Raw genomic sequence first — 21,173 nt, forward strand, 5'->3', positions numbered from 1 at the left:
CTCAGTGTCCCTCCAACTCGGCCCGCAGAGCGGCGCGTTGCTCGGTCAGTTGCGGGGTCGGGGCGCTGAACACATGGGCGAAGAGTGCGAGCGGGTCCGGTGCGGGGTCTTCCGCGAGCCGGAGCCGCACGTCGGCCGCATACGCCTCGGCCTCCGCCGCCGCTGCCCTGATGTCGTCCTCGGTGAGCAGGCCGCGGTCGCGCAGCCAGTTCTCCAGCCGGTCGATGGGATCGCGCCCGCGCCAGTGCTCGGCCTCCTCGGCCGGACGGTAGCGGGAGGGGTCGTCGGCGCTGGTGTGCGGGGCCATGCGGTAGGTGTGCGCCTCGACCAGCCAGGGGCCGCCGCCTGCGCGCGCGTCCTCAACCGCCCTGCCCAGTACGGCGAGTACGGCCGCCATGTCGTTGCCGTCCACCTGCTCGGAGCGGACGCCGTAGCCAACTCCCTTGTACGCCAGGCTCGGTGCCGCGCTCTGGGCGGAGAGCGGGACGGAGATGGCGTACCGGTTGTTCTGCACCAGGAAGACCACGGGTGCCCGCAGGACACCCGCGATGCCGAGGGCCTCGTGGAAGTCCCCCTCGCTGGTGGCGCCGTCACCGACAAGCGCGAGGGCGACCGTGTCCGTGCCCTTGAGGCGCTCGCCGTGGGCCAACCCGGTGGCGTGCGCTGCGTGGGTGGCCAGCGGGGTGCACTGGGGCGCGGTGCGGTGGCGTACGGGGTCGTAGCCGCAGTGGGCGTCGCCGCGCAGGAGGGTCAGCGCCTCGACGGGGTCGATGCCCCGGCTGACCAGTGCCACGCAGTCGCGGTAGGTGGGGAACAGCCAGTCGGTCGGACGCAGGGCGAGCGCGGCGCCCACCTGGCACGCCTCCTGGCCGAGGCTGGAGGGGTGCACCGCGAGCCGGCCCTGCCGGGCGAGCGCGGTCGCCTGTTCGTCGAAGCGGCGGCCCAGGACCATTTTCCGGTACGCGGCGAGCAGCAGCGCGGACTCCGGCAGCTCGTATTCACCGGATTCGCCTTTTCCATTCCATGGGAAAAAGCGCACCGGAACTTGGGAAGGGAGCCATTGCGAAGGCGAAAGCGAGGGGGAAGACGAAGAATCTGCCCGTTCCGCCACTGCTTCAAGCGTCGATTTCTCGCCCAATTCCCTGCCGTCCTCTCCGTCCGGACGCGGATGCGCCCCAGGTTCCCCACCAGGGCTAACACAGCCTCACCTGCCCATCCGAGAAGGGGAGATGAAGCGGAACTGAACACTCCACAGTTGTGTGCCGGCTCACAAGGGTGAACAGAACGTCAACCGACCGTTGGTGTAACGGTAATTCCCGGGTCGCCCGTGCTTTGCACTGCTCCGGTTGCAATTGATCCGCGAAGCACGGCCCTGCGGAAGGCAATGGAATGTCCCCCGTACGCCCCCAAGTACGCCCGGGAAATCGTCACTACACACTCGTCTGCTCCTCCTGCGGTACCCGCTACGAGGACGACGGTCTGATGCTCGACTGCCCCCGACCGCACGACCCGGCGTTCCTGCGCACCGAGTACACCGCCCCCACCGGGTACGACGGATACGCCAGGTACGACGGGCACGACGACACCGCCCGATGTACCGGCACCGGGCTCTTCCGCCACGCCCGGCTCCTGCCTGTGACGCGGACCTTCCCGGACATCCCCGGCCCGGTCGTCCACCGGGCCGACCGGCTCGGCCGGCGCATCGGCCTGGACAACCTGTGGGTCGCCTTCAACGGGTACTGGCCGGAACGCGGGGCTCAGCTGCCGACCTGCACGTTCAAGGACCTTGAGGCGTACACCGTGCTCGGCCGGCTGCCCGCCGACCCGCCCGTCCTGGTGATCCCCTCGGCGGGCAACACCGCCGCCGCCTTCGCCTGGGCCGCGACCCGCTATCAAGTGCCCTGCCTGATCGTCGTACCCGCCCCGGCTCTGGCGGGCATGCGCTTTCCCGGCCCGCTCGACCCCTGCGTACGCATCGTCGTCCTCGACGGCGGCGCCACCTACAGCGACACCATCGCCTGCGCGGACCTGCTGTCCCGCCTCCCCGGTCACCAGGCGGAGGGCGGCTGCCGGAACGTCGGGCGGCGCGACGGCCTGGGCACCGTGATGCTGGCGGCGGCCGAGACGCTCGGGCGCCTTCCGCAGACGTACGTACAGGCGGTCGGCAGCGGTACGGGAGCCATCGGGGCCCATGAGGCGGCGCGGCGGGTCCGGATCGGTGACGAGCCGCTGCCGCGCCTGATGATGTGTCAGAACGCGCCGTTCACGCCGCTGTTCGAGGCCTGGCGGTCCGGCGGCCCGGCTCCGGCCGACCGCGAGCACGAGCCGCTGGCCCGTGAACTCACCAACCGGCGCCCGCCGTTCACCGTCCACGGCGGGGTGCGTGACGTGCTCACCGAGAGCGGCGGCGACGTCCTGCGCGCCGACAACGTTGCCGCACTCGCCGCGATGGACCTGTTCGCGGAGACCCAGGGCGTCGACATCGAACCGGGCGCGGGAGTCGCACTCGCCGCCCTCGCCGACGCGGCACGCGACGGGCGCGTCGACCGCGACGAGCTGGTCCTTCTCAACATCACGGGCGGCGGCCGGGCCCGCCAGGCCCGCGACCTCCGGCTGATCCCCGCCGAGCCCTGGCTGCGCGTCTCCTGGCCCGGCGTCGGCGACGGCCCGCGCACGGTCGCCGAGCAGGTCGGACGGCAACTGACGTACGCCTCCGCCGCCCCCTCCGCCACCGCTGCGGGAGCGGCCCGTTGAGGCCTCACCGTCCGCGCCCGGGTTGCCCGTTGACGGCCCACCGCCCGCGCCCGGGCGGCGCGTCGCGACCCGGCCGGGCGAGCAGCCCGCTGTCACTCCCCCACACCCCCACCACGCCCAACCACCCCACCGGAGCCCGCCGATGACCGTAAGCCGTGGCCTGGAGCCGTCCGCCGCCCAGCGCTCGATGTGGTTCGGCCAGGGGCTGGACGGGGCCGGTGCCGCCTACAACGTGGGCGAGTACACCGAGATCCACGGGCCTGTCGAGCCGGAGCTGTTCCGGGCGGCCGTACGGCTGGTGGTGGACGCGACCGAGACGCTGCGGTCCCGGTTCGCGGCGGACGACGACGGTGTACGTCTGGTGCTGGACGCCGATCCGGAGTGGACGATGCCCGTCGTCGAGGCGGCGGGGTCCGGGGCCGCACGGGAGTGGATGGCGGACGACTTCGCCACGCCTTTCGACCTCGACCGGGGCCCGCTGTTCCGGTACGCGCTGCTGCGCCTCGCGGACGACCACTGGATCTGGTACCAGGCCTACCATCACATCGCCGTCGACGGTTTCAGCTGTTCCCTGATCGCCCGGCGGGTGGCCGACGCGTACACCGCGCTCGCCTCAGGTACCCCATACACCCCACCGCCTGCTCCTCTCGCCCCACTGCTCGCCGCCGACGAGGCCTACCGAGCCGACGACCGGTACGAACGGGATCGCGCCCACTGGACGAGTGCCCTCGCCGACCGGCCCGACCCGGTGAGCCTGTCCGCCCGTCCGCCACGGGTTGGCGACCGCTTCGTGCGATGCACGGGCCATCTGCCCGAGCCCGCCGGGGACTTGGTCCACTCGGCCGCCGAACTCGCCGGCAGCCGCTGGTCCCGCGTGGTTCTCGCGGCGACCGCCGCCTATCTGCACCGGCTCACGGGCGCGGGTGACATCGTCCTCGGCCTCGCGGTCACCGCCCGGGAGGGCGAGACGGAACTCGCGACGCCGGGCATGGCGTCCAACGTGCTCCCGCTGCGTCTGGCTGTACGTTCGGACACCCCGGCCATCGACCTCGTACGGAAAACGGCCCGCGCCACCCGCGATCTGCTGGCACACCAGCGCCACCGGGGCGAGGAGCTGCGCCGCGAGGTGAACTGGCCGCAGGACGGCCCCCGTTACTTCGGCCCTGTCGTCAACATCATGGCTTTCGGGCCGGAGTTGCGCTTCGCCGGAAACCCGACCACTCGCCACAACCTGTCCACGGGCCCGGTCGAGGATCTCGCGGTCAACGTGTACGACCGCGCGGACGGCCAGGGCATACGGGTCGACCTCGACGCAAGTCCCGAGCACTACCCCGATGCCGAACTCACCGCCCACCACCGGCGTTTCCTCCACTTCGTCGAGCGGTTCGCGGCGGCGGTCACGGAGTCCGACACGGTGGTGGGGCGGGTGGCGCTGACGCTCCCCGGCGAGGAGGCGCGGCTCGACGGTCCGGTCCCCGCTCCCTTCGCCCACGGCGACGACAGCGTTCCCGGAGTCTTCGCGGCCCGCGTGGCGGCCGACCCCGACGGTATCGCCGTCGTCCACCGCGAGCAGTCGATCACCGGGCGCGAGCTGAACACCCGCGCCAACCGGCTCGCCCACCGGCTGCTCCGGCTCGGCGTCCGGCCCGAGGACCGGGTCGCGGTCCTGATGCGCCGCTCCGACGAGCTGATCGTGGCGCTGCTGGCCGTCCTCAAGACGGGCGGCGCGTACGTCGGCCTCGATCCGCGTGCCCCGGCCGCCCGTACCCGACGGATCCTCGCGGAGACCGGCGCGGCGGTACTTCTCACGGACGGGGACGGGGACGGGGACGAAGGCGGGGACGGGGACAGGGACTACGGCCTCCGCGTTGTCACCTGTACCGACCCTTCGCTCGGCACCGAGCCGGACACCGACCCCGAAGTCCCTCTGCACCCCGGCCAGTTGGCCTACGTGAGCTTCACGTCCGGGTCGACCGGTACGCCCAAGGGCGTCGCCGTCACGCACCGGGACGTAGTCGCGCTGGCGGCCGACTCGGCATTCGGGGGCGGCGCGCACGCTCAGGTGCTCGTGCATTCGCCGACCGCGTTCGACGCCTCCACGTACGAGATGTGGGTGCCGTTGCTGGGCGGGGGCACCGCCGTGGTCGCCGGGGCGGACGAGGAAGTGGACGCCACCGGTGTCACCCGGCTGACGGCCCGGCATGGGCTGACGGCGCTGTGGATGACCGCCGGGCTGTTCCGACTCGCCGCCGAGCAGGACCCGGGCTGCTTCGCCGGGCTGCGGCAGGTGTGGGCGGGCGGCGAGGCCGTACCCGCGTCCGCCGTCCGCCGGGTCCTGGCGGCGTGCCCCGGTCTGACGGTCACCAACGGCTACGGCCCGACCGAGACGACCACCTTCGCGACCTGCCGTCCCTGTGCGGACGGCGCCGAGGTGCCCGACGCGCTGCCTATCGGGCGCCCGCTCGACGGCATGCGCGCCTATGTGCTGGACAGCGCCTTGCGCCCTGCTCCGGCGGGTGTGGTCGGCGAGTTGTACGTAGCCGGGCCCGGTGTGGCGCGCGGCTACCTCGGCCGGCCCGACGCGACCGCCGAACGTTTCGCAGCCGATCCGTACGGCCCGCCGGGCGCCCGTATGTACCGCACCGGTGACCGCGTGCGCCTGGACGGGAACGGCGAGCTGGAGTTCCACGGACGGGCCGACGGCCAGGTCAAGCTGCGTGGCTTCCGCGTCGAACCCGGCGAGATCGAGACCGCCCTCGCCGCCCATCCGCAGGTCGCGCAGGCTGTCGTCCTCGTGCGTGAGGACCGCCCCGGCGACCGTCGTCTGGTCGCCTATGCGGTGCCCGCCGGACCGCCGGCACCCGACCCGGAGGCCCTGCGCGACCACCTCGCCGAACACCTGCCCGCCTATCTGGTCCCCGCCGCCGTCGTGACACTGGACCGGCTGCCGCTGACCGCCAACGGCAAACTGGACCGCGCCGCCCTGCCGGTTCCGTCGGTGGAGGCCGGGAGCGGCGGCACTCGGGCCGCGCGGACCCCGCAGGAGGAGGCCCTCTGTGATCTCTTCGCGGACGCCCTTGGGCTGCCCACCGTCGATCCGTACGACAGCTTCTTCGCGCTCGGCGGCCACTCGCTGCTCGCGCTGCGTCTGATCGGCCGGATCCGCGACACGCTGAGTGTCGAGCTGTCCTTGCGCGAACTGTTCGGGGCACCGACTCCGGCCGCCCTCGCAGGGCTGCTCGTCGGCACGGGTTCAGTCGTACGGCCCACCTCCCGGCCCGTACCGGGTGCCGTCCCCGACGAGGCTCCGCTGTCGTCCGCCCAGCGGCGGCTGTGGTTCCTCGACCGGCTGGAGGAGTCCGGCGCGGCCTACCACATTCCGCTGGCCGTACGGTTCACGGGCGCCCTCGACCAGGATGCCCTGCGCCTTGCGCTTGCCGATCTGGTCGCGCGGCACGAGATCCTGCGCACCGTCTATCCGGACGCCGACGGCACCCCGCGCCAGCGGCTGCTGGCCCCAGTGACGGCCAGGCCCCAGCTGCACATCGAACGGGCCACGGAGGCCGAACTGCCTGACCGGCTGGCCGAGTTGGCGAGGCTGGAGTTCCAGCTGACGGAGGACGTCCCTCTCCGCGCCCACCTCATCGCCCTGGGCCCCGAGGACCACGTCCTGCTGCTGGTGCTGCACCACATCGCGGCAGATGGCTGGTCCCTCGATCCCCTCACCCGCGATCTGGCCACCGCCTACCGGTCCAGGTTGGAGAACCGGGTTCCCGCTTGGGGTGAACTGCCGGTGCAGTACGCCGACTTCGCCGTCTGGCAGGGCGAGCAGCTCGGCCGACGCGACCTGATGGAATCTCACCTCGCCCACTGGACACAGGCGTTGGCCGGGCTCCCCGACGAACTCCCCCTGCCCGCCGACCGTCCCCGCCCGGCCCGCGCCACGCACCGGGGCGGCGACATCCCGGTCCGGCTGGACGCGACGCTCCACCGGCGGCTGCGCACACTGGCCGCGGACACCGGGACCACGCCGTTCATGGTCGTCCAGGCCTCTCTCGCCGCCCTGTTGACCCGGCTCGGCGCGGGGACCGACATCCCCCTCGGCACCCCGGTCGCGGGCCGCGCCGACGAGGCGCTGGACGATCTGGTCGGCTGTTTCCTGAACACCCTGGTCCTGCGCACCGACACCTCCGGCGCCCCTACTTTCCGCGAGCTGCTTGACCGGGTACGGGAGACCGACCTCGCGGCCTACGCCCACCAGGATCTGCCGTTCGAGCAGCTGGTCGAGGCCCTCAACCCGCCCCGCTCACCTGCCCGGCACCCGCTGTTCCAGGTCATGCTCGCCTTCCGGCCAGGCGCCGAACCGCACCTCGACCTGCCCGGCCTCACGGCCCGGACGCTCCCCGTCGAGACCGGCGCGACGAAGATCGACCTCACCTTCAACCTCGGCGAACGGCTGGCCTCCGACGGCTCACCGGCCGGTATCGAGGGCATCCTCCAGTACAGCGCCGACCTCTTCGACCGGCGTACGGCCGAGGAACTCGCCGCCCGGCTGGAACGACTGCTGCGAGCCGCCCTGGCCGATCCCGACCGCCCCGTCGGTACGCTCGACATCCTCGGCCCGGAGGAACGTCGGCGCCTTCTCGTCGAGTTCAACGACACCGCGCGGGACGTGCCGGAGACGCCCTTCCACCGGATGTTCGAGGCGCGGGCGGTCGAGACACCGGACGCGGTGGCCGTGACAGATGCGCACACGAACTTGACGTACCGTCAACTCGACGTGCGTGCCGACAGGTTGGCGCAAGCCCTGGTTTCGGTCGGTGCCGGACCCGGCCGTGTCGTCGCCTTCTCGCTGCCCCGGTCCGTCGATCTCGCGGTGGCGGTGCTGGCCGTCCTCAAGGCGGGCGCGGCCTATCTGCCGCTCGACCCGGAGCATCCGGCCGAGCGGACCGCCTATCTGCTGTCCGACGCCGGCCCGGTGTGCGTCATCTCCAGGAAGCCCGTGCCCGTCGACTGCCCGGTCGTGAGCCCCGACGCGGGGGCCCCCGGCACCCCCCTGAACGCCGTCCGCCCCGCCGACCCGGCCTACCTGATCTACACCTCCGGCACCACCGGGCGCCCCAAGGGTGTCGTCGTCGAGCACCGCAACCTCACGACCTACGTGGCCCGTTGTGTGTCGGCGTACCCGAGTCTGCGCGGTGCCTCGCTGCTGCACGCCACGATGTCCTTCGACGCCACGGTCACCACCCTGCACGGGGCGCTCGCCGCGGGCGGCCGGGTGCACATCGCCGCCGTCCACGAGGCGGGCGCAGAACCCCTGCCCGGCGGCTACACGTTCCTCAAAGCCACGCCCAGCCATCTCGCCCTGCTGCCCGCCCTGCCGTACGACATCTCGCCCACCGAGGAGTTCATGCTGGGCGGCGAGGCCCTGGTCGGGGAAGCCCTGCGCGCCTGGCGCCGCGACCATCCCGACGTCCGGCTGATCAACCACTACGGCCCGACCGAGCTGACCGTCGGCTGCACCGACCACCGCATCGAACCCGGCGACGACCTGCCGTCCGGCCCGGTGCCCATCGGGCGTCCCATGTGGAACACCCGCGCCTACGTCCTGGACGCCTGGCTGAACCCCGTCCCGGCGGGTGTCGAGGGCGAGTTGTACGTTGCCGGCGACCAGGTGGCCCGGGGTTACTGGAACCGGCCCGGGCTGACCGCCGAACGGTTCGTCGCCGACCTGTACGGGCCGCCGGGTGCCCGGATGTACCGCACCGGTGATCTGGCAGTACGCCGGACCGACGGCGTCCTGGAGCTGCGAGGGCGGGCGGACGGCCAGTTGAAGATCCGGGGGCTGCGGATCGAGCCCGGCGAGATCGAGGGGGTGCTCACCGCGCACGGTGCCGTGGGCCAGGCCGCGGTGGTGGTCCGCGAGGACCGGCCCGGCGTACGACGGCTTGTCGGCTATCTCGTGGGCTCGGGCGAGGTCGACGGGGTCGGCGTACGGGCGCATGCGTCACGGCAGTTGCCCGACCACATGGTCCCGGAGGCCTTCGTGGTGCTGGACGCCCTGCCGATGACGCCCAACGGCAAGCTGGACCGGGCCGCGCTGCCCACGCCCGAGGTCACGGCGGTCGACGGGACACGTGCTCCCCGTACGCCTCAAGAGGAGATCCTGCGCGGGTTGTTCGCCGAGATCCTCAGCCGGGATCCGCACAGTGTGGGCGTGGACGACGGCTTCTTCGACCTCGGCGGCGACAGCATCGCCTCCATCCATCTCGTCAGCCGTGCCCTCGCGGCCGGACTGCGGCTCACCCCGCGCGATGTGTTCGAGCAGCGAACGGTCGCCGGGCTCGCGGCGGTGGCCTCGGCGCGCCCGGCCCCGGCGCAGGGGGCCGCCCAGGAACCGGCGGTCGGCGAACTACAGCTCACCCCGGCCATGCACCGGCTGCGTGAACGCGGTGGCCCCGTCGGCTCGTTCAGCCAGTCGGCGCTCCTCGTCACGCCTGCCGGCGCCGACGAGAAGCGTCTGGTGGGCGCCCTCCAGGCCGTACTCGACTGTCACGACGTGCTCAGGATGCGGGTGGCGACCGCCAGCGACTGGGCCGCGCACATCCCGCCGCCCGGGAGCGTGGACGCGGCCGGAATGCTGGAGCGGATCGCGGTGCCGGACGGGGATTTCGGGGCGGTGATCGAGGTTCCGGTGTCTCAACTGAGGCCGAGTGAGGGCGAGTTGGTTAATGCGGTCTGGTACGACGCCGGAGTCGATCGCCCCGGGCGGCTGTTGCTGACGGTTCATCATCTGGCCGTGGACGGCGTGTCCTGGGGCATCCTGCGCTCTGATCTGGCCGCTGCCTGGCGTGAGGAGGAACTGCCGTCGTCCGGCACGCCGTTCAGGCACTGGGCCCGGCTGCTGGAGCGCGAGGCCGACGCACGGAGCGGTGAACTGGACGTCTGGAGGGGGCTGTTGGACGCGGATGACCCGGTGCTGGGTGCCCGCCGTCCCGACCCGGAGCGCGATGTCGTCGGTGCGATGCGTCACCTCACCCGCACCCTCCCGGCCGAACAGACCGCCGACCTGCTCACGACGGTCCCTGCCGCCTTCCACGCGGGCCCCGACGACGTGCTGCTCGCCGCCCTCGCGCTCGCCTTCGCGCGGTGGCGGCATCATCCGGCGCTGTTGCTGGACGTCGAGCGGCACGGACGCGAGGAGCTGGCTGAGGGCGTCGATCTTTCGCGGACCGTGGGCTGGTTCACCAGTGTCGTCCCGGCGCGGCTCGACCTCACCGGGCTCGACCTGGCGGACTCCGCGCAGGTCCTCCGGAGTGTCAAGGAGCAGCTGCGCACCGTACCCGATCACGGCATCGGTCACGGTCTGCTACGCCACCTCAACCCGGTGACCGGACCGGCTCTGGCCGCGCTTCCGGCCCCGCAGGTCGGCTTCAACTACCTGGGCCGCATGCCGGTTGTCAACGGAGCGTCGGCCGACTGGTCGGTGGCTCCCGAGGCGCTTCCCGGCGCGCTGGCCCTCGGTGCCGCCCACGATCCCGACCTGCCTGTCGCCCACGGTCTGGAGATCACCGCCGTGACCACCGACGAAGGGCTGCGGGCCACCTGGTCCTGGGCGCCCGGAATCTGGTCGGAGGACGACGTGAGCGTCCTCGCCGGGCTGTGGTGCGACGCCCTGGCCGCCCTGACCCACGCCACCTCGGAGGGCGGACGGACCCCGTCCGACCTGCCGTTGGTGTCGCTGTCCCAAGCAGAGATCGCCGAACTCGAAGCCGAGTTCGGAAGCGAGTGGAGGTAACCCACGGTGACTCGGTCCGGAATCTCCGACATCCTGCCCCTGTCCCCGCTGCAGGAGGGGCTGCTCTTCCACGCGCTGTACGACGACGACCGCAGCCCCGACGTGTACGCCGCCCAGCAGGTCCTGGAGCTGACGGGCAAGGTCGACCCCGCCGCCGTACGGGCCGCCGGGCAGGCCCTGCTCGACCGGCACCCGAACCTGCGTGCCTGCTTCCGCCGCAGGGAGTCCGGGCAACCGTTCCAGATCGTGCCCATGGACGTCGAACTCCCCTGGTCGGAGGCTGACTTGTCGGCGTACGACGAGCAGGACGGTCAGGAGGATCGGGAGGGTCAGGACGGTCGGGAAGCGGCGTGGCAGCGGCTGCTCGACGAGGAGCGCATCCGCCGCTTCGACCTCGCCAAGCCGCCGCTCCTGCGCCAGCTGCTCGTCCGGTGGGCCCCCGACCGCTACCGGTTGGTGATCACCAACCATCACATCCTGCTCGACGGCTGGTCCAAGCAGCTGCTCGTCCGTGAGTTCAGCGCACTGTTCGCGGGCGAGCACCCCACCGCGCTCCCGATCGTGCCGCCGTACCGCGACTACCTGGCCTGGCTGGCCCGCCAGGACCGCACCGCCGCCGAACGCGCCTGGCAGGACGTCCTGTCCGGGGTCACCGGGCCCACCCTCCTGGCCCCGGCCGCCCCCGCCACGCCCACCCTCCCCCACGAACTCGTCGTGGAACTCCCCGATGAGCTGACCACCCGCGCCGAAACCACGGCACGCTCGCTCGGTGTCACCCTCAACACCCTTGTCCAGGGCGCCTGGGGCCTGCTGCTGGGCCGACTGACCGGACGCGACGACGCCGTCTTCGGCCAGACCGTCACGGTGCGTCCGCCGGAGCTGCCGAACGTTGCGTCGATGGTCGGCTTCTGCATCAACACGGTGCCCACGTACGTCCGTTGGAGCGAGGACGACACCGTCGCCGACTTCCTCACCGGCGTCAGGGGCCGGCAGGCGGACCTGCTGCCGCACCAGTGTCTCGGCCTCGCGGACATCCGGCGCGCCACCGGCACAGGAGACCTCTTCGACACCCTGCTGGCGTTCGAGAACTACCCCGCGACCGCCGCGAAGGGCGCGTCCCAGGTCACCCGGCTCACCGCCCGGGACGCCACCCACTACCCGCTGACCCTCTCCGTCCTGCCCGGCCGCCGCCTGGCCCTGCGCCTCTCCTACCGGCCCGACCTGTACGACGAGACGGGCGCCCGCGCCCTGTTGGACCGATTCGCCGAGGTGCTGGCCCACCTCGCTGCTGACCCGACGCGCCCCGTCCGCGAGGTGGAGGCGCTGCTGCCGGGCGAGCGAGAGCGTCTCCTGAACCGGACGGAGAGCTCGGAGGCACCGGGCGTCACCCTCCCCGAGCTGTTCGTCCGACAAGCCGCCCGCACCCCGGACGCCACGGCCGTCGTGCACGACGGCACCCGTCTCACCTACGCGGAACTGGACGAGCGGTCCAACCGCCTGGCTCACCTGCTCGCCGAACGGGGCGCGGGCCCCGAGCAGTTGGTGGCCCTGGCCCTGCCGCGCACACCCGATCTGGTGGTGGCCGTACTGGCCGTGCTGAAGACCGGCGCCGCGTACGTTCCGATGGACCCGGAGTACCCGGCGGAGCGACTGGCGTACATGCTGGCCGACGCGGATCCGGTGCTGTTGCTGGCAGCGGACACGGACACGGACGGCCTGTCGGTCGCGGGAACGCAAGCCGGTGAGATCCCCGTGGTCACGGTGGCCGAGTCACTCAACCAGCCTTCCACAGCACCGCAGTTGACGCCCCCGGCCCCCGGCAACACGGCCTACGTGATCTATACATCGGGCTCCACCGGCCGCCCCAAGGGTGTCTCGGTGCCGCACTCCAACGTCGTCCGGCTCTTCGAGTCCACCCGGCACTGGTTCGACTTCGGGCAGGACGACGTGTGGGCGCTGTTCCACTCGTACGCCTTCGACTTCTCGGTGTGGGAACTGTGGGGCGCGTTGCTGCACGGCGGCACGCTCGTGGTCGTGCCGTTCGCGGTGAGCCGTGAGCCGGAGGAGTTCCTGCGGCTGCTCGTCCGGGAGCGCGTCACCGTGCTGAACCAGACGCCGTCGGCCTTCGGCGAACTGCTGCGCGCGGATGCCGCCCTGCCCGAGGTGGGGCGTGAACTCGCCCTGCGCTATGTGGTGTTCGGCGGTGAGGCACTCGACTTCGCCCGGGTCGCCGAGTGGTACACCCGGCACCCGCAGGACGCGCCCGCGCTGGTCAACATGTACGGCATCACCGAGACGACGGTCCATGTCACCGGTCTGCCGCTGACCGAGGGCGTGGTGCGTTCGGGGCAGGGCTCGATCGGGCTCGCGATCCCGGACCTCCGCGCGTACGTCCTGGACGCCGGGCTGCGGCTCGTACCGCCGGGTGTCACCGGGGAGTTGTACGTCGCCGGAGCCGGTCTCGCCCGTGGGTATCTGGGCCGGCCGGGGCTGACGTCCGGGCGGTTCGTGGCCGATCCGTTCGGGGGGCCCGGTGAGCGCATGTACCGCACGGGTGACCTGGCGTGCCGGTCGGCGGAGGGTGAGCTGGAGTACGCGGGGCGGGCCGACGACCAGGTCAAGATCCGTGGCTTTCGTATCGAACTCGGCGAGGTGGAGGCGGCGTTGGCCGGCCATCCCGAGGTCGCGCAGGCGGTCGTCCTCGAACGGGACGGGCGGCTGGTCGCTTACGTCGTGGGCCGGGCAGATCCCGACGCGGAGGCGGAGGCGGTGGCGGTGGCGGTGGGCCGGGTTCTCGACCCCGACGACCTGCGCCGCCACGCGGGTCGCACGCTCCCCGAGCACATGGTCCCCGCTGCCGTGGTGGTCCTGGACCGGCTGCCGCTGACCGCGAACGGCAAGCTGGACCGGGCCGCCCTGCCCGAGCCGGTGACGTCGTCCGGTGCGGGCCGTGCCCCGCGTACCCCGCAGGAGGAGATCCTCTGCGGCCTGTTCGCCGATGTTCTCGGCGTGGCGGTACACCAAGTCGGCGCGGACGACGGGTTCTTCGACCTCGGCGGCGACTCCCTGCTCGCGATGCGGCTGACCGACCGGATCAGGGGCGCGCTCGGCACCACGCTGCCCGTCCGCGCGGTCTTCGAGGCGCTGACGGCCGCCGGGCTGGCCGAGCGGCTCAACGCCGAGGGCACCGTACGACGTCCCGAACTCGCCCCGTACGAACGGGGACACGCCCCGATTCCGCTGTCGTACGCCCAGCAGCGTCTGTGGTTCATGAGCCGCCTCGACGGAGGCAACACCACGTACACGGTCCCCTGGGCGCTGCGCCTCACCGGTTCTCTCGACCGGCCGGCGCTCCAGGCGGCCCTCGCCGACCTCGTGGCCCGCCACGAGCCGCTGCGCACCCTCTACCCCGACTTCATGGGCACCCCGTACCAGCGCGTCCTCGCCCCGGAGGCGGGCCGACCGGACCTCACAATCGCGGCGACCACCGAGGCCGAACTCCCGGCGCTGCTCACCGCCGCCGCCAGGCACCGCTTCGACCTGTCGTCCGAACTCCCACTGCACGCCACCCTGTACGCGCTCGACTCCGACACTCATGTCCTGCTGCTGCTCGCCCACCACATCGCCGTCGACGGCTGGTCCATGGCACCGCTGATGCGCGACCTGGAAACGGCGTACGCGGCGCGGAGCACCGGAGGCAGCCCGGAGCGGCATCAACTGCCGGTCCAGTACGCCGATTTCGCGCTGTGGCAGCGCGATCTGCTGGGCGCGGCCGCGGAGCCCGACAGCTTGATGAGCCGTCACATCGCCTACTGGCGGGATGCGTTGGCGGGCGCTCCCGACGAGCTGCCTCTCCCGGCCGACCGTCCGAGGCCCGCCGAACCCAGCGGCGACGGCGACCGGGCCGCCCTCACCATCGACGCGGAGCTGCACGCGGGCCTGGCCGACCTTGCCGCCGACTCCAAGGTCACCCTCTTCATGGTGCTTCAGGCGGGGCTCGCCGCCCTGCTGACCCGGCTCGGCTCCGGCACCGACATCACCCTGGGCACGCCGGTCGCCGGACGCCCCGACGGCAGGCTGGACGACCTGGTCGGCTTCTTCGTCAACAGTCTCACCCTGCGCACCGACACCTCGGGCAATCCCACGTTCCGTGAACTGCTGGACCGCGTCCGGGAGTTCGACCTCGCCGCCTACGCCCACCAGGACGTGCCGTTCGACCTCCTCGTGGACGCGCTCAGCCCGGAACGCACCCTCGCCCGCCACCCCCTGTTCCAGGTCGTGATCGCCTTCACCGGCCACTCCGCGCATCCCGGTCTCTCCCTGCCCGGCCTGGGCGTGACCCGCGAGGCCGTGGAGACCGGCGCCGCCCGCTTCGACCTCTCCCTCTATCTGAGCGAGCGTCGCGAAGCCGACGGCAGCCCGGCGGGCATCGACGGCATCGCCGAGTACAGCACCGACCTGTTCGACGCGGCCACGGCCGAGCGCTTCACACGCGTACTGGTACGCCTGCTGACCGCCGTCGCCGCCGACCCCGGCCTGCGCATCGAGGACGTGGACCTCCTCGAGGAGGACACGCTCTTCCGGGCGCCGGTCCGGAGGGCGCTGCCGGAGACCGAGGCCACGCCAACCGCCGCCGACCAGGAGCCTTCGTCCCCCGCCGAGCGCATCCTCGCCTCGCTCTTCCGCGAACTGCTCAACCTGCCTCAAGTCCCGCTCGACGAGGACTTCTTCGCCCTCGGCGGCGACAGCATCTCCTCGATCCGGCTGGTGAGCAGGGCGGCCGAGGCCGGGGTCGTGATCAGCGCCCGGGACGTCTTCAAGCACCAGACGGTGAAGGAGCTGGCGGCGGTGGCGCGCGGCCCGGTCGGCGGTGCGCCTGTCGATGGTGGGGGCGCTGCCGTCGCCGGTGGGGGCGCGGCCCTCGTACACACGCCCGGCGACGGAACGGGCCCGGTCCCGCTCACCCCCGTCATGCGGTGGCTGCTCGAACGCGGCGGCCCGATCGACCGCTTCAGCCAGTCCGTCCTGCTGACGGTCCCGCCGACGGTCGACCTGGCCCGGCTGACCGACGCACTGCAGGCTCTCCTCGACCACCACGACATGCTGCGGGCGCGGCTCGACACCGGTCCCGCGTCAACGGCCGGTCCGATGCTCGACGTACGCCCGGTCGGGACCGTCCGCGCCGCCGATCTCCTCCAGGACCGAGACGTCTCCGCCCCCGACGACCTCCGCGCGGCCGTGGCCGAGGAGTTCGACCGGGTCGTGGGTCTGCTCGATCCGGCGGCCGGGGCGATGGTCCGGGCCGTGTGGTTCGACGCCGGTCCGGAGCGGCCGGGACGGCTGCTGCTGGTCGTCCATCACCTGGCCGTGGACGGGGTGTCCTGGCGGATCCTCGTACCCGACCTGGAGGCCGCGTGGACGGCGGTATCGGCCGGGCGGCAGCCCGAACTGCCCGCTGTCGGCACGTCGTTCCGTCGGTGGGCCCTGGTGCTGGGCGAGGAGGCGCGTACGCCGTCGCGGGTCGCCGAGGCCGAGTTGTGGCACGGCGTCGCGGATGCCCCGCGCATCCCACTGGGCGCGCGCCCGCTCGACCCCGACCGGGACACCACCGCCACGACCCGCTCGCTGCGGCTGACACTGCCGCCCGAGACGACCGGCGCCCTGCTCACCACCGTCCCGGCCGCCTTCCACGCCGGTGTCCAGGATGTCCTGCTGACCGGTCTCGCGCTGGCCGTCGCCGACCGCCAGGGCTCCCCGCACGTCGTCCTCGACGTCGAGGGACACGGCCGCGAGGAGCTGGCGCCCGGGCTCGAACTGTCGCGCACGGTGGGCTGGTTCACCTCCCTCTACCCGGTCCACCTGGACCTGACGGGCGTGGACGTGGCCGACGCGCTGGCCGCCGGACCCGCCGCCGATCTGGCCGCTGCCCGCGTCGCCGAGCGTCTGCGTGAACTGCCCGACCACGGCGCGGGTTTCGGCCTGTTGCGTCACCTCAACCCGGACACGGCCGCCGAGTTGGCGAAGGCGCCCGTCCCGACCGTCGGCTTCAACTACCTCGGCCGGTTCACGGCCCCCGCCACCACCGCCGGCGAGCTGTGGTCCTTCGCCCCCGAGTCGTCGGCGCTCGGCACCGGTGCCGACCCCGGTCTCGCCGCCGCCCATGTCCTCGACGTCAACGCGGTCGTCCGCGACACCGGCACCGGACCGCACCTCCAGGCCGACTGGTCGTGGCCCGACGGCGTACTGACCGAACCGGAGGTACGGGCACTGGCCGAGTCCTGGTTCACCGCGCTCACCGCACTCGCCACCCGGGCCGACCACAGCTCCGGCATGCCGCTGGCGGGCCTGGACCAGGACGAACTCGACGAGCTGGCTTCGGGCCTCGACGGCTGACCACCCCCACGAGACAGCGAGACACAAGACAGCAGGACGAGACGAGACGACATGACTCACCCCGCGACACCGAGGCCCGCCCTGGCCGACGTACTCCCCCTCACCCCGCTCCAGGAGGGCCTGCTCTTCCACGCCCTGTACGAGCATGAGCGGAACGCCCCCGATGTGTACGTCGTCCAACTGGTCTTCGAACTCGAAGGCTCGGTGGACCCCGAACGTCTCCGCGCCGCCGCGCAGGCCCTGCTGGACCGCCACCCGAACCTTCGGGCGGCCTTCCGGCGGCGCCGGGGCGGACAGCCGGTGCAGGTCGTCCCGCACCGGGCGACGCTCCCGTGGGCGGAAGCCGATCTGACCGGGCCGGGGACCGACGCCGAGAAGGCGTGGGAGGCCCTGCTGGACGAGGACAGGCAGCACGGGTTCGACCCCGCCACCCCTCCCCTCCTCCGCTGCACCCTCGTCCGCACCGCGGCCGACCGTCACCGGCTGCTCGTCACCCACCACCACATCCTGCTCGACGGCTGGTCGGTGTCCGTGCTCCTGCGGGAGTTGCTCGCCCTGTACGCCGCCGACGACGACCCGGCGGCCCTCGCGCCCGTCCCGCCGTACCGCACCTTCATCCAGTGGCTGGAGCGCCGGGACCGTACAGCCGCCGAGGAGGCCTGGCGGGAGGCGCTGGCCGACGTGACGGAGCCGACCCGGCTTGCCCCGGACACCCCGGCGACCGCCGTCTCGGACACCGGCGACCTGGCGCAGGCGCGGACGGAGCTGTCGGCGGAGACGGGGGCCGCCCTCACGGCACGCGCCCGGAGCCTCGGTGTCACCGTGAACACCCTTGTCCAGTCCGCGTGGGCGATCCTCCTGGGCCGGCTGACCGGTCGCGACGACGTCGTCTTCGGCACCACCGTCTCCGGCCGCCCGCCCGAACTGCCGGGCGTCGAGTCCATGGTCGGCCTGTTCATCAACACCGTCCCGACCCGGGTCCGGCTGCGCCCTGCGGACCCACTTGGCCAGCTGCTTCGCGAGGTGCGGGACACGTACGTCCACCTCCTCGACCACCATCACCTGGGCCTGGCCGACATCCAACGGGCGGTCGGTGTACCGGAGTTGTTCGACACTCTGCTGGTCTTCGAGAACTATCCGGTGGACCCGGAGGCGAAGGGTGAGGGTGGCGAGGAGGCAAGTGGCGGACTCCGCGTCGTCGGCTCCAGCGGGCGCGACGCGACCCACTACCCGGTGACCCTCGTCGCCCTCCCCGGAGTCCGGCCCCGCTTCCGACTGGCCTACCGCCCCGGGCTGTTCGACGCCGAATGGGCCGACGCCACGCTCGCCCGTCTGGTGCGGATCCTGGAGGCCATCGCCGCCGACCCGGACCTCCCGCAGGGCCGCATCGGCATCCTGGCCCCCGGCGAACTCCCCCAGCAGGCCCAGCTCCCGTCGGCCGCGTCCCAGACCCTCCCCGGCCTCTGGTCGGCCCAGGTCGCGGCCACCCCGGACGCGGACGCCGTGCTCGACCGGGGCGCCCTGCTCACGTACCGCGAACTCGACGCCAGGGCCCAGCAGTTGGCCGACCGGCTCACCGCCTTCGGCGCGGGGCCCGAGCGTGTCGTGGGGATCGCGCTGCCCCGTACGGCCGAACTGGCCGTCGCGGTCCTCGCGGTAGTGAAGTCCGGCGCGGCCTATCTGCCGCTCGACCCCGCCTACCCGGCCGACCGGCTGGCGTACATCGTCGACGACGCCAGTCCGCTCGTCGTCCTCACGACCGCCGAGACAGCAGGAGCACTGCCCGAGGGCACACCGACACTCGACATCAACAGTGGATTGACGGCGCGTCAAAATCCACGCACAACAGCCGAGTCGATGCCCGAAAACCTCGCGTACATCACCTACACCTCCGGTTCCACCGGCCGTCCCAAGGGTGTTCTGGCCACCCATCGCAACGCCGTCGAGTTCGTCGAGTGGACCCACAGCGAGTTCGGTTCCGACCGGCTGGCCAAGGTGTTGTTCTCGACGTCGCTCAACTTCGACGTGTCGGTGTTCGAGATCTTCTCGCCGTTGCTGTGCGGCGGGCGGGTCGAGATCGTCGAGAGCCTCCTCGCACTCACCGACGGCACGCCCCGGGACGCCGGGCTGATCAGCGGCGTACCCACGGTCATGGCCGGTGTGCTCGCAGAACGGCCGGCCGTCTCACCGCACACGGTGGCCCTCGGCGGCGAACCGATCCCCGGACAGCTCCGCGCCGATATCGAGGCCGCGTTCCCCGGGGTACGGCTCGTCAACTTCTACGGCCCCACCGAGGCGACGATCTACGCCACCGCCTGGCAGTCGGACCTGCACCCGTGCGACGACGCCGCGCCTCCCATCGGCCTCCCCCTCGCCCGCAACCGCGTCCACCTGCTCGATCACGCCCTGCACCCCGTGCCCGACGGGGCCGTCGGTGAGGTGTACGTGGCGGGCGGCGGGCCCGCCCGCGGGTATCTCGGCCGACCCGGGCTCACTGCCGAGCGGTTCGTCGCCGATCCGTTCGGCGAGCCGGGGGAACGCCTGTACCGGACGGGCGACCTCGCCGTCCGTGGCCCGGACGGGCAACTGCGCTTCCTGGGCCGGGCCGACCACCAGGTGAAGGTGCGGGGCTTCCGTATCGAACTGGGCGAGATCGAGGCCGTGCTCGCCGCCCACCCGGCCGTCGCCGGCGCGGCGGTGACGGTACGGGAGGACGGCCCCGGCGGGAAGCAGCTCGTCGCGTACGTCGTCCCCGGCGAACCAGGCGTATCGCCTGACACCCTCCGCGACCACCTCGCCCACACCCTCCCCGCCCACATGATCCCGACGACGTTCGTCACCGTCGCCGCCCTCCCCCGCACCGCCAGCGGCAAGCTCGACCGCAAGGCGCTGCCCGCTCCCGACGCGCCCCGCGCTGCTGCGAGAACGGCGCCGCGTACCGGGGCGGAGCAGAAGCTGTGCGGCATCTTCGCCGACGTTCTCGGTCTCGAAGCGGCCCAAGTCGGTGTCCACGACGGCTTCTTCGACCTCGGCGGCCATTCCCTGCTCGCCCCGCGCCTCACCTCGCGCATCCGCGCCGAGCTCGGCACCGACCTGCCCCTGCGCGTCCTCTTCGACACGCCTACCGTGGCGGCGCTGGCCCGCCGGACGGCCGTGGGCGACCGGCCTGTCGACGCGGGTGCGGCCCCGCTGGGCCCGCTGCTCCCCCTCCGCACCCGTGGCCACCGCGAACCCCTCTTCTGTCTCCCGCCGGCCTCCGGCCTGTCCTGGGGCTTCGCCGGACTCGCCCGCCACCTCGCCACGGACCGGCCGCTGTACGGCCTGCAGTCCCGAGGCCTGATCCCGGGGCAGGAACCGTCCGGCACCCTGGCCGAGGTGGTCGCCGAGCACACCGCCCGCATCCGCGAGATCCAGCCGCACGGCCCCTACCACCTCCTCGGCTACTCCATGGGCGGCCTCGTCGCGTACCAGGTGGCCGTCGGTCTCCAGACGTCCGGCGAACAGGTCGCCCTGCTCTCGCTGCTCGACGCCTTCCCCGGGGCTTGGACCGCGCAGGGCCCCGCCCCCTCCGACCGCCCGGCACTGCTGCGCAGCCTCCTCTCCATCCTCGGCCGTCCGGCGCCGCTGGACGAGGACGAGCCGCTGACGGACCGGCGGTTCGCGGAACTGGTCCGTCGCGTGCCCGACATGCCCGGCAGCCTCGACGACGCCGAACTGGCCGCCCTGGTCGACGTCACGGCCAACAACCGGCGCCTGCTGGGCGAGTTCGCCCCGGCCCCGTACGACGGTGACCTGTTGTTCTTCACGGCCGCACAGGACCCGGACGCGCTTCCCGACCGGTACGGCGCCTGGCAGCCGTACATCAAGGGCCGCGTCGCCAACCACGACATCCCGTGCACCCACGGGGAGATGACCCGACCCACGTCACTGGACCGGATCGGCCCGGTGCTGGACAGCCACCTCAGGAGGAATCAGGCATGACCACCAACCCCTTCGACGACGACACCATCGAGCACTTCGTCCTGGTGAACGACGAGGGCCAGCACTCCCTTTGGCCCGCCTTCGCCGACGTCCCCGCCGGCTGGACCGTCGTACACGGCCGTGCGAGCCGCCAGTCCTGCCTGGGCTACGTCGGTGAGCACTGGACCGACATGCGCCCGAAGAGCCTGATCGAGGCCATGGGCCAGGGTCAGGGCCAGTGAGTACGACGGACGACGCGAAGGAGACA

The 21,173-nt window shown here is 72.5% G+C and carries 6 protein-coding genes; 5 read left to right on the forward strand and 1 reads right to left on the reverse strand.

The annotated features are described in order from the left end of the window. Position 1: 1 nt before the first annotated feature. Positions 2-952: a thiamine pyrophosphate-dependent enzyme gene (locus ACWCRB_RS19770; protein ID WP_450997295.1), complete on the reverse strand. Its 951-nt coding sequence runs from the start codon at positions 950-952 to the stop codon at positions 2-4. Between the two features lie 437 nt (positions 953-1,389). On the opposite strand from ACWCRB_RS19770, the gene ACWCRB_RS19775 reads away from it, so the two are divergent. The 5 genes from ACWCRB_RS19775 to ACWCRB_RS19795 all read left to right on the forward strand — a co-directional run bounded on the left by ACWCRB_RS19775 (position 1,390) and on the right by ACWCRB_RS19795 (position 21,147). Then, on the forward strand, positions 1,390-2,754 hold the full coding sequence (locus ACWCRB_RS19775) for a cysteate synthase (protein ID WP_450997277.1): 1,365 nt from the start codon (positions 1,390-1,392) through the stop codon (positions 2,752-2,754). A gap of 142 nt (positions 2,755-2,896) precedes the next feature. Beyond that, positions 2,897-10,552, forward strand: coding sequence for an amino acid adenylation domain-containing protein (locus ACWCRB_RS19780; protein WP_450997278.1), 7,656 nt, complete (start codon positions 2,897-2,899; stop codon positions 10,550-10,552). A 6-nt stretch (positions 10,553-10,558) separates the two neighbouring features. Continuing rightward, positions 10,559-16,945, forward strand: coding sequence for an amino acid adenylation domain-containing protein (locus ACWCRB_RS19785; protein WP_450997279.1), 6,387 nt, complete (start codon positions 10,559-10,561; stop codon positions 16,943-16,945). 51 nt (positions 16,946-16,996) lie between these two features. Beyond that, entirely contained in the window at positions 16,997-20,926 is a 3,930-nt protein-coding gene (locus ACWCRB_RS19790; RefSeq protein ID WP_450997280.1) for an amino acid adenylation domain-containing protein, read from the forward strand. Continuing rightward, on the forward strand, positions 20,923-21,147 hold the full coding sequence (locus ACWCRB_RS19795) for an MbtH family protein (RefSeq protein WP_450997281.1): 225 nt from the start codon (positions 20,923-20,925) through the stop codon (positions 21,145-21,147). Before ACWCRB_RS19790 ends, ACWCRB_RS19795 begins: the two co-directional genes overlap by 4 nt. Positions 21,148-21,173: the final 26 nt, after the last annotated feature.

Source organism: Streptomyces sp. NPDC002156 (assembly GCF_053593675.1).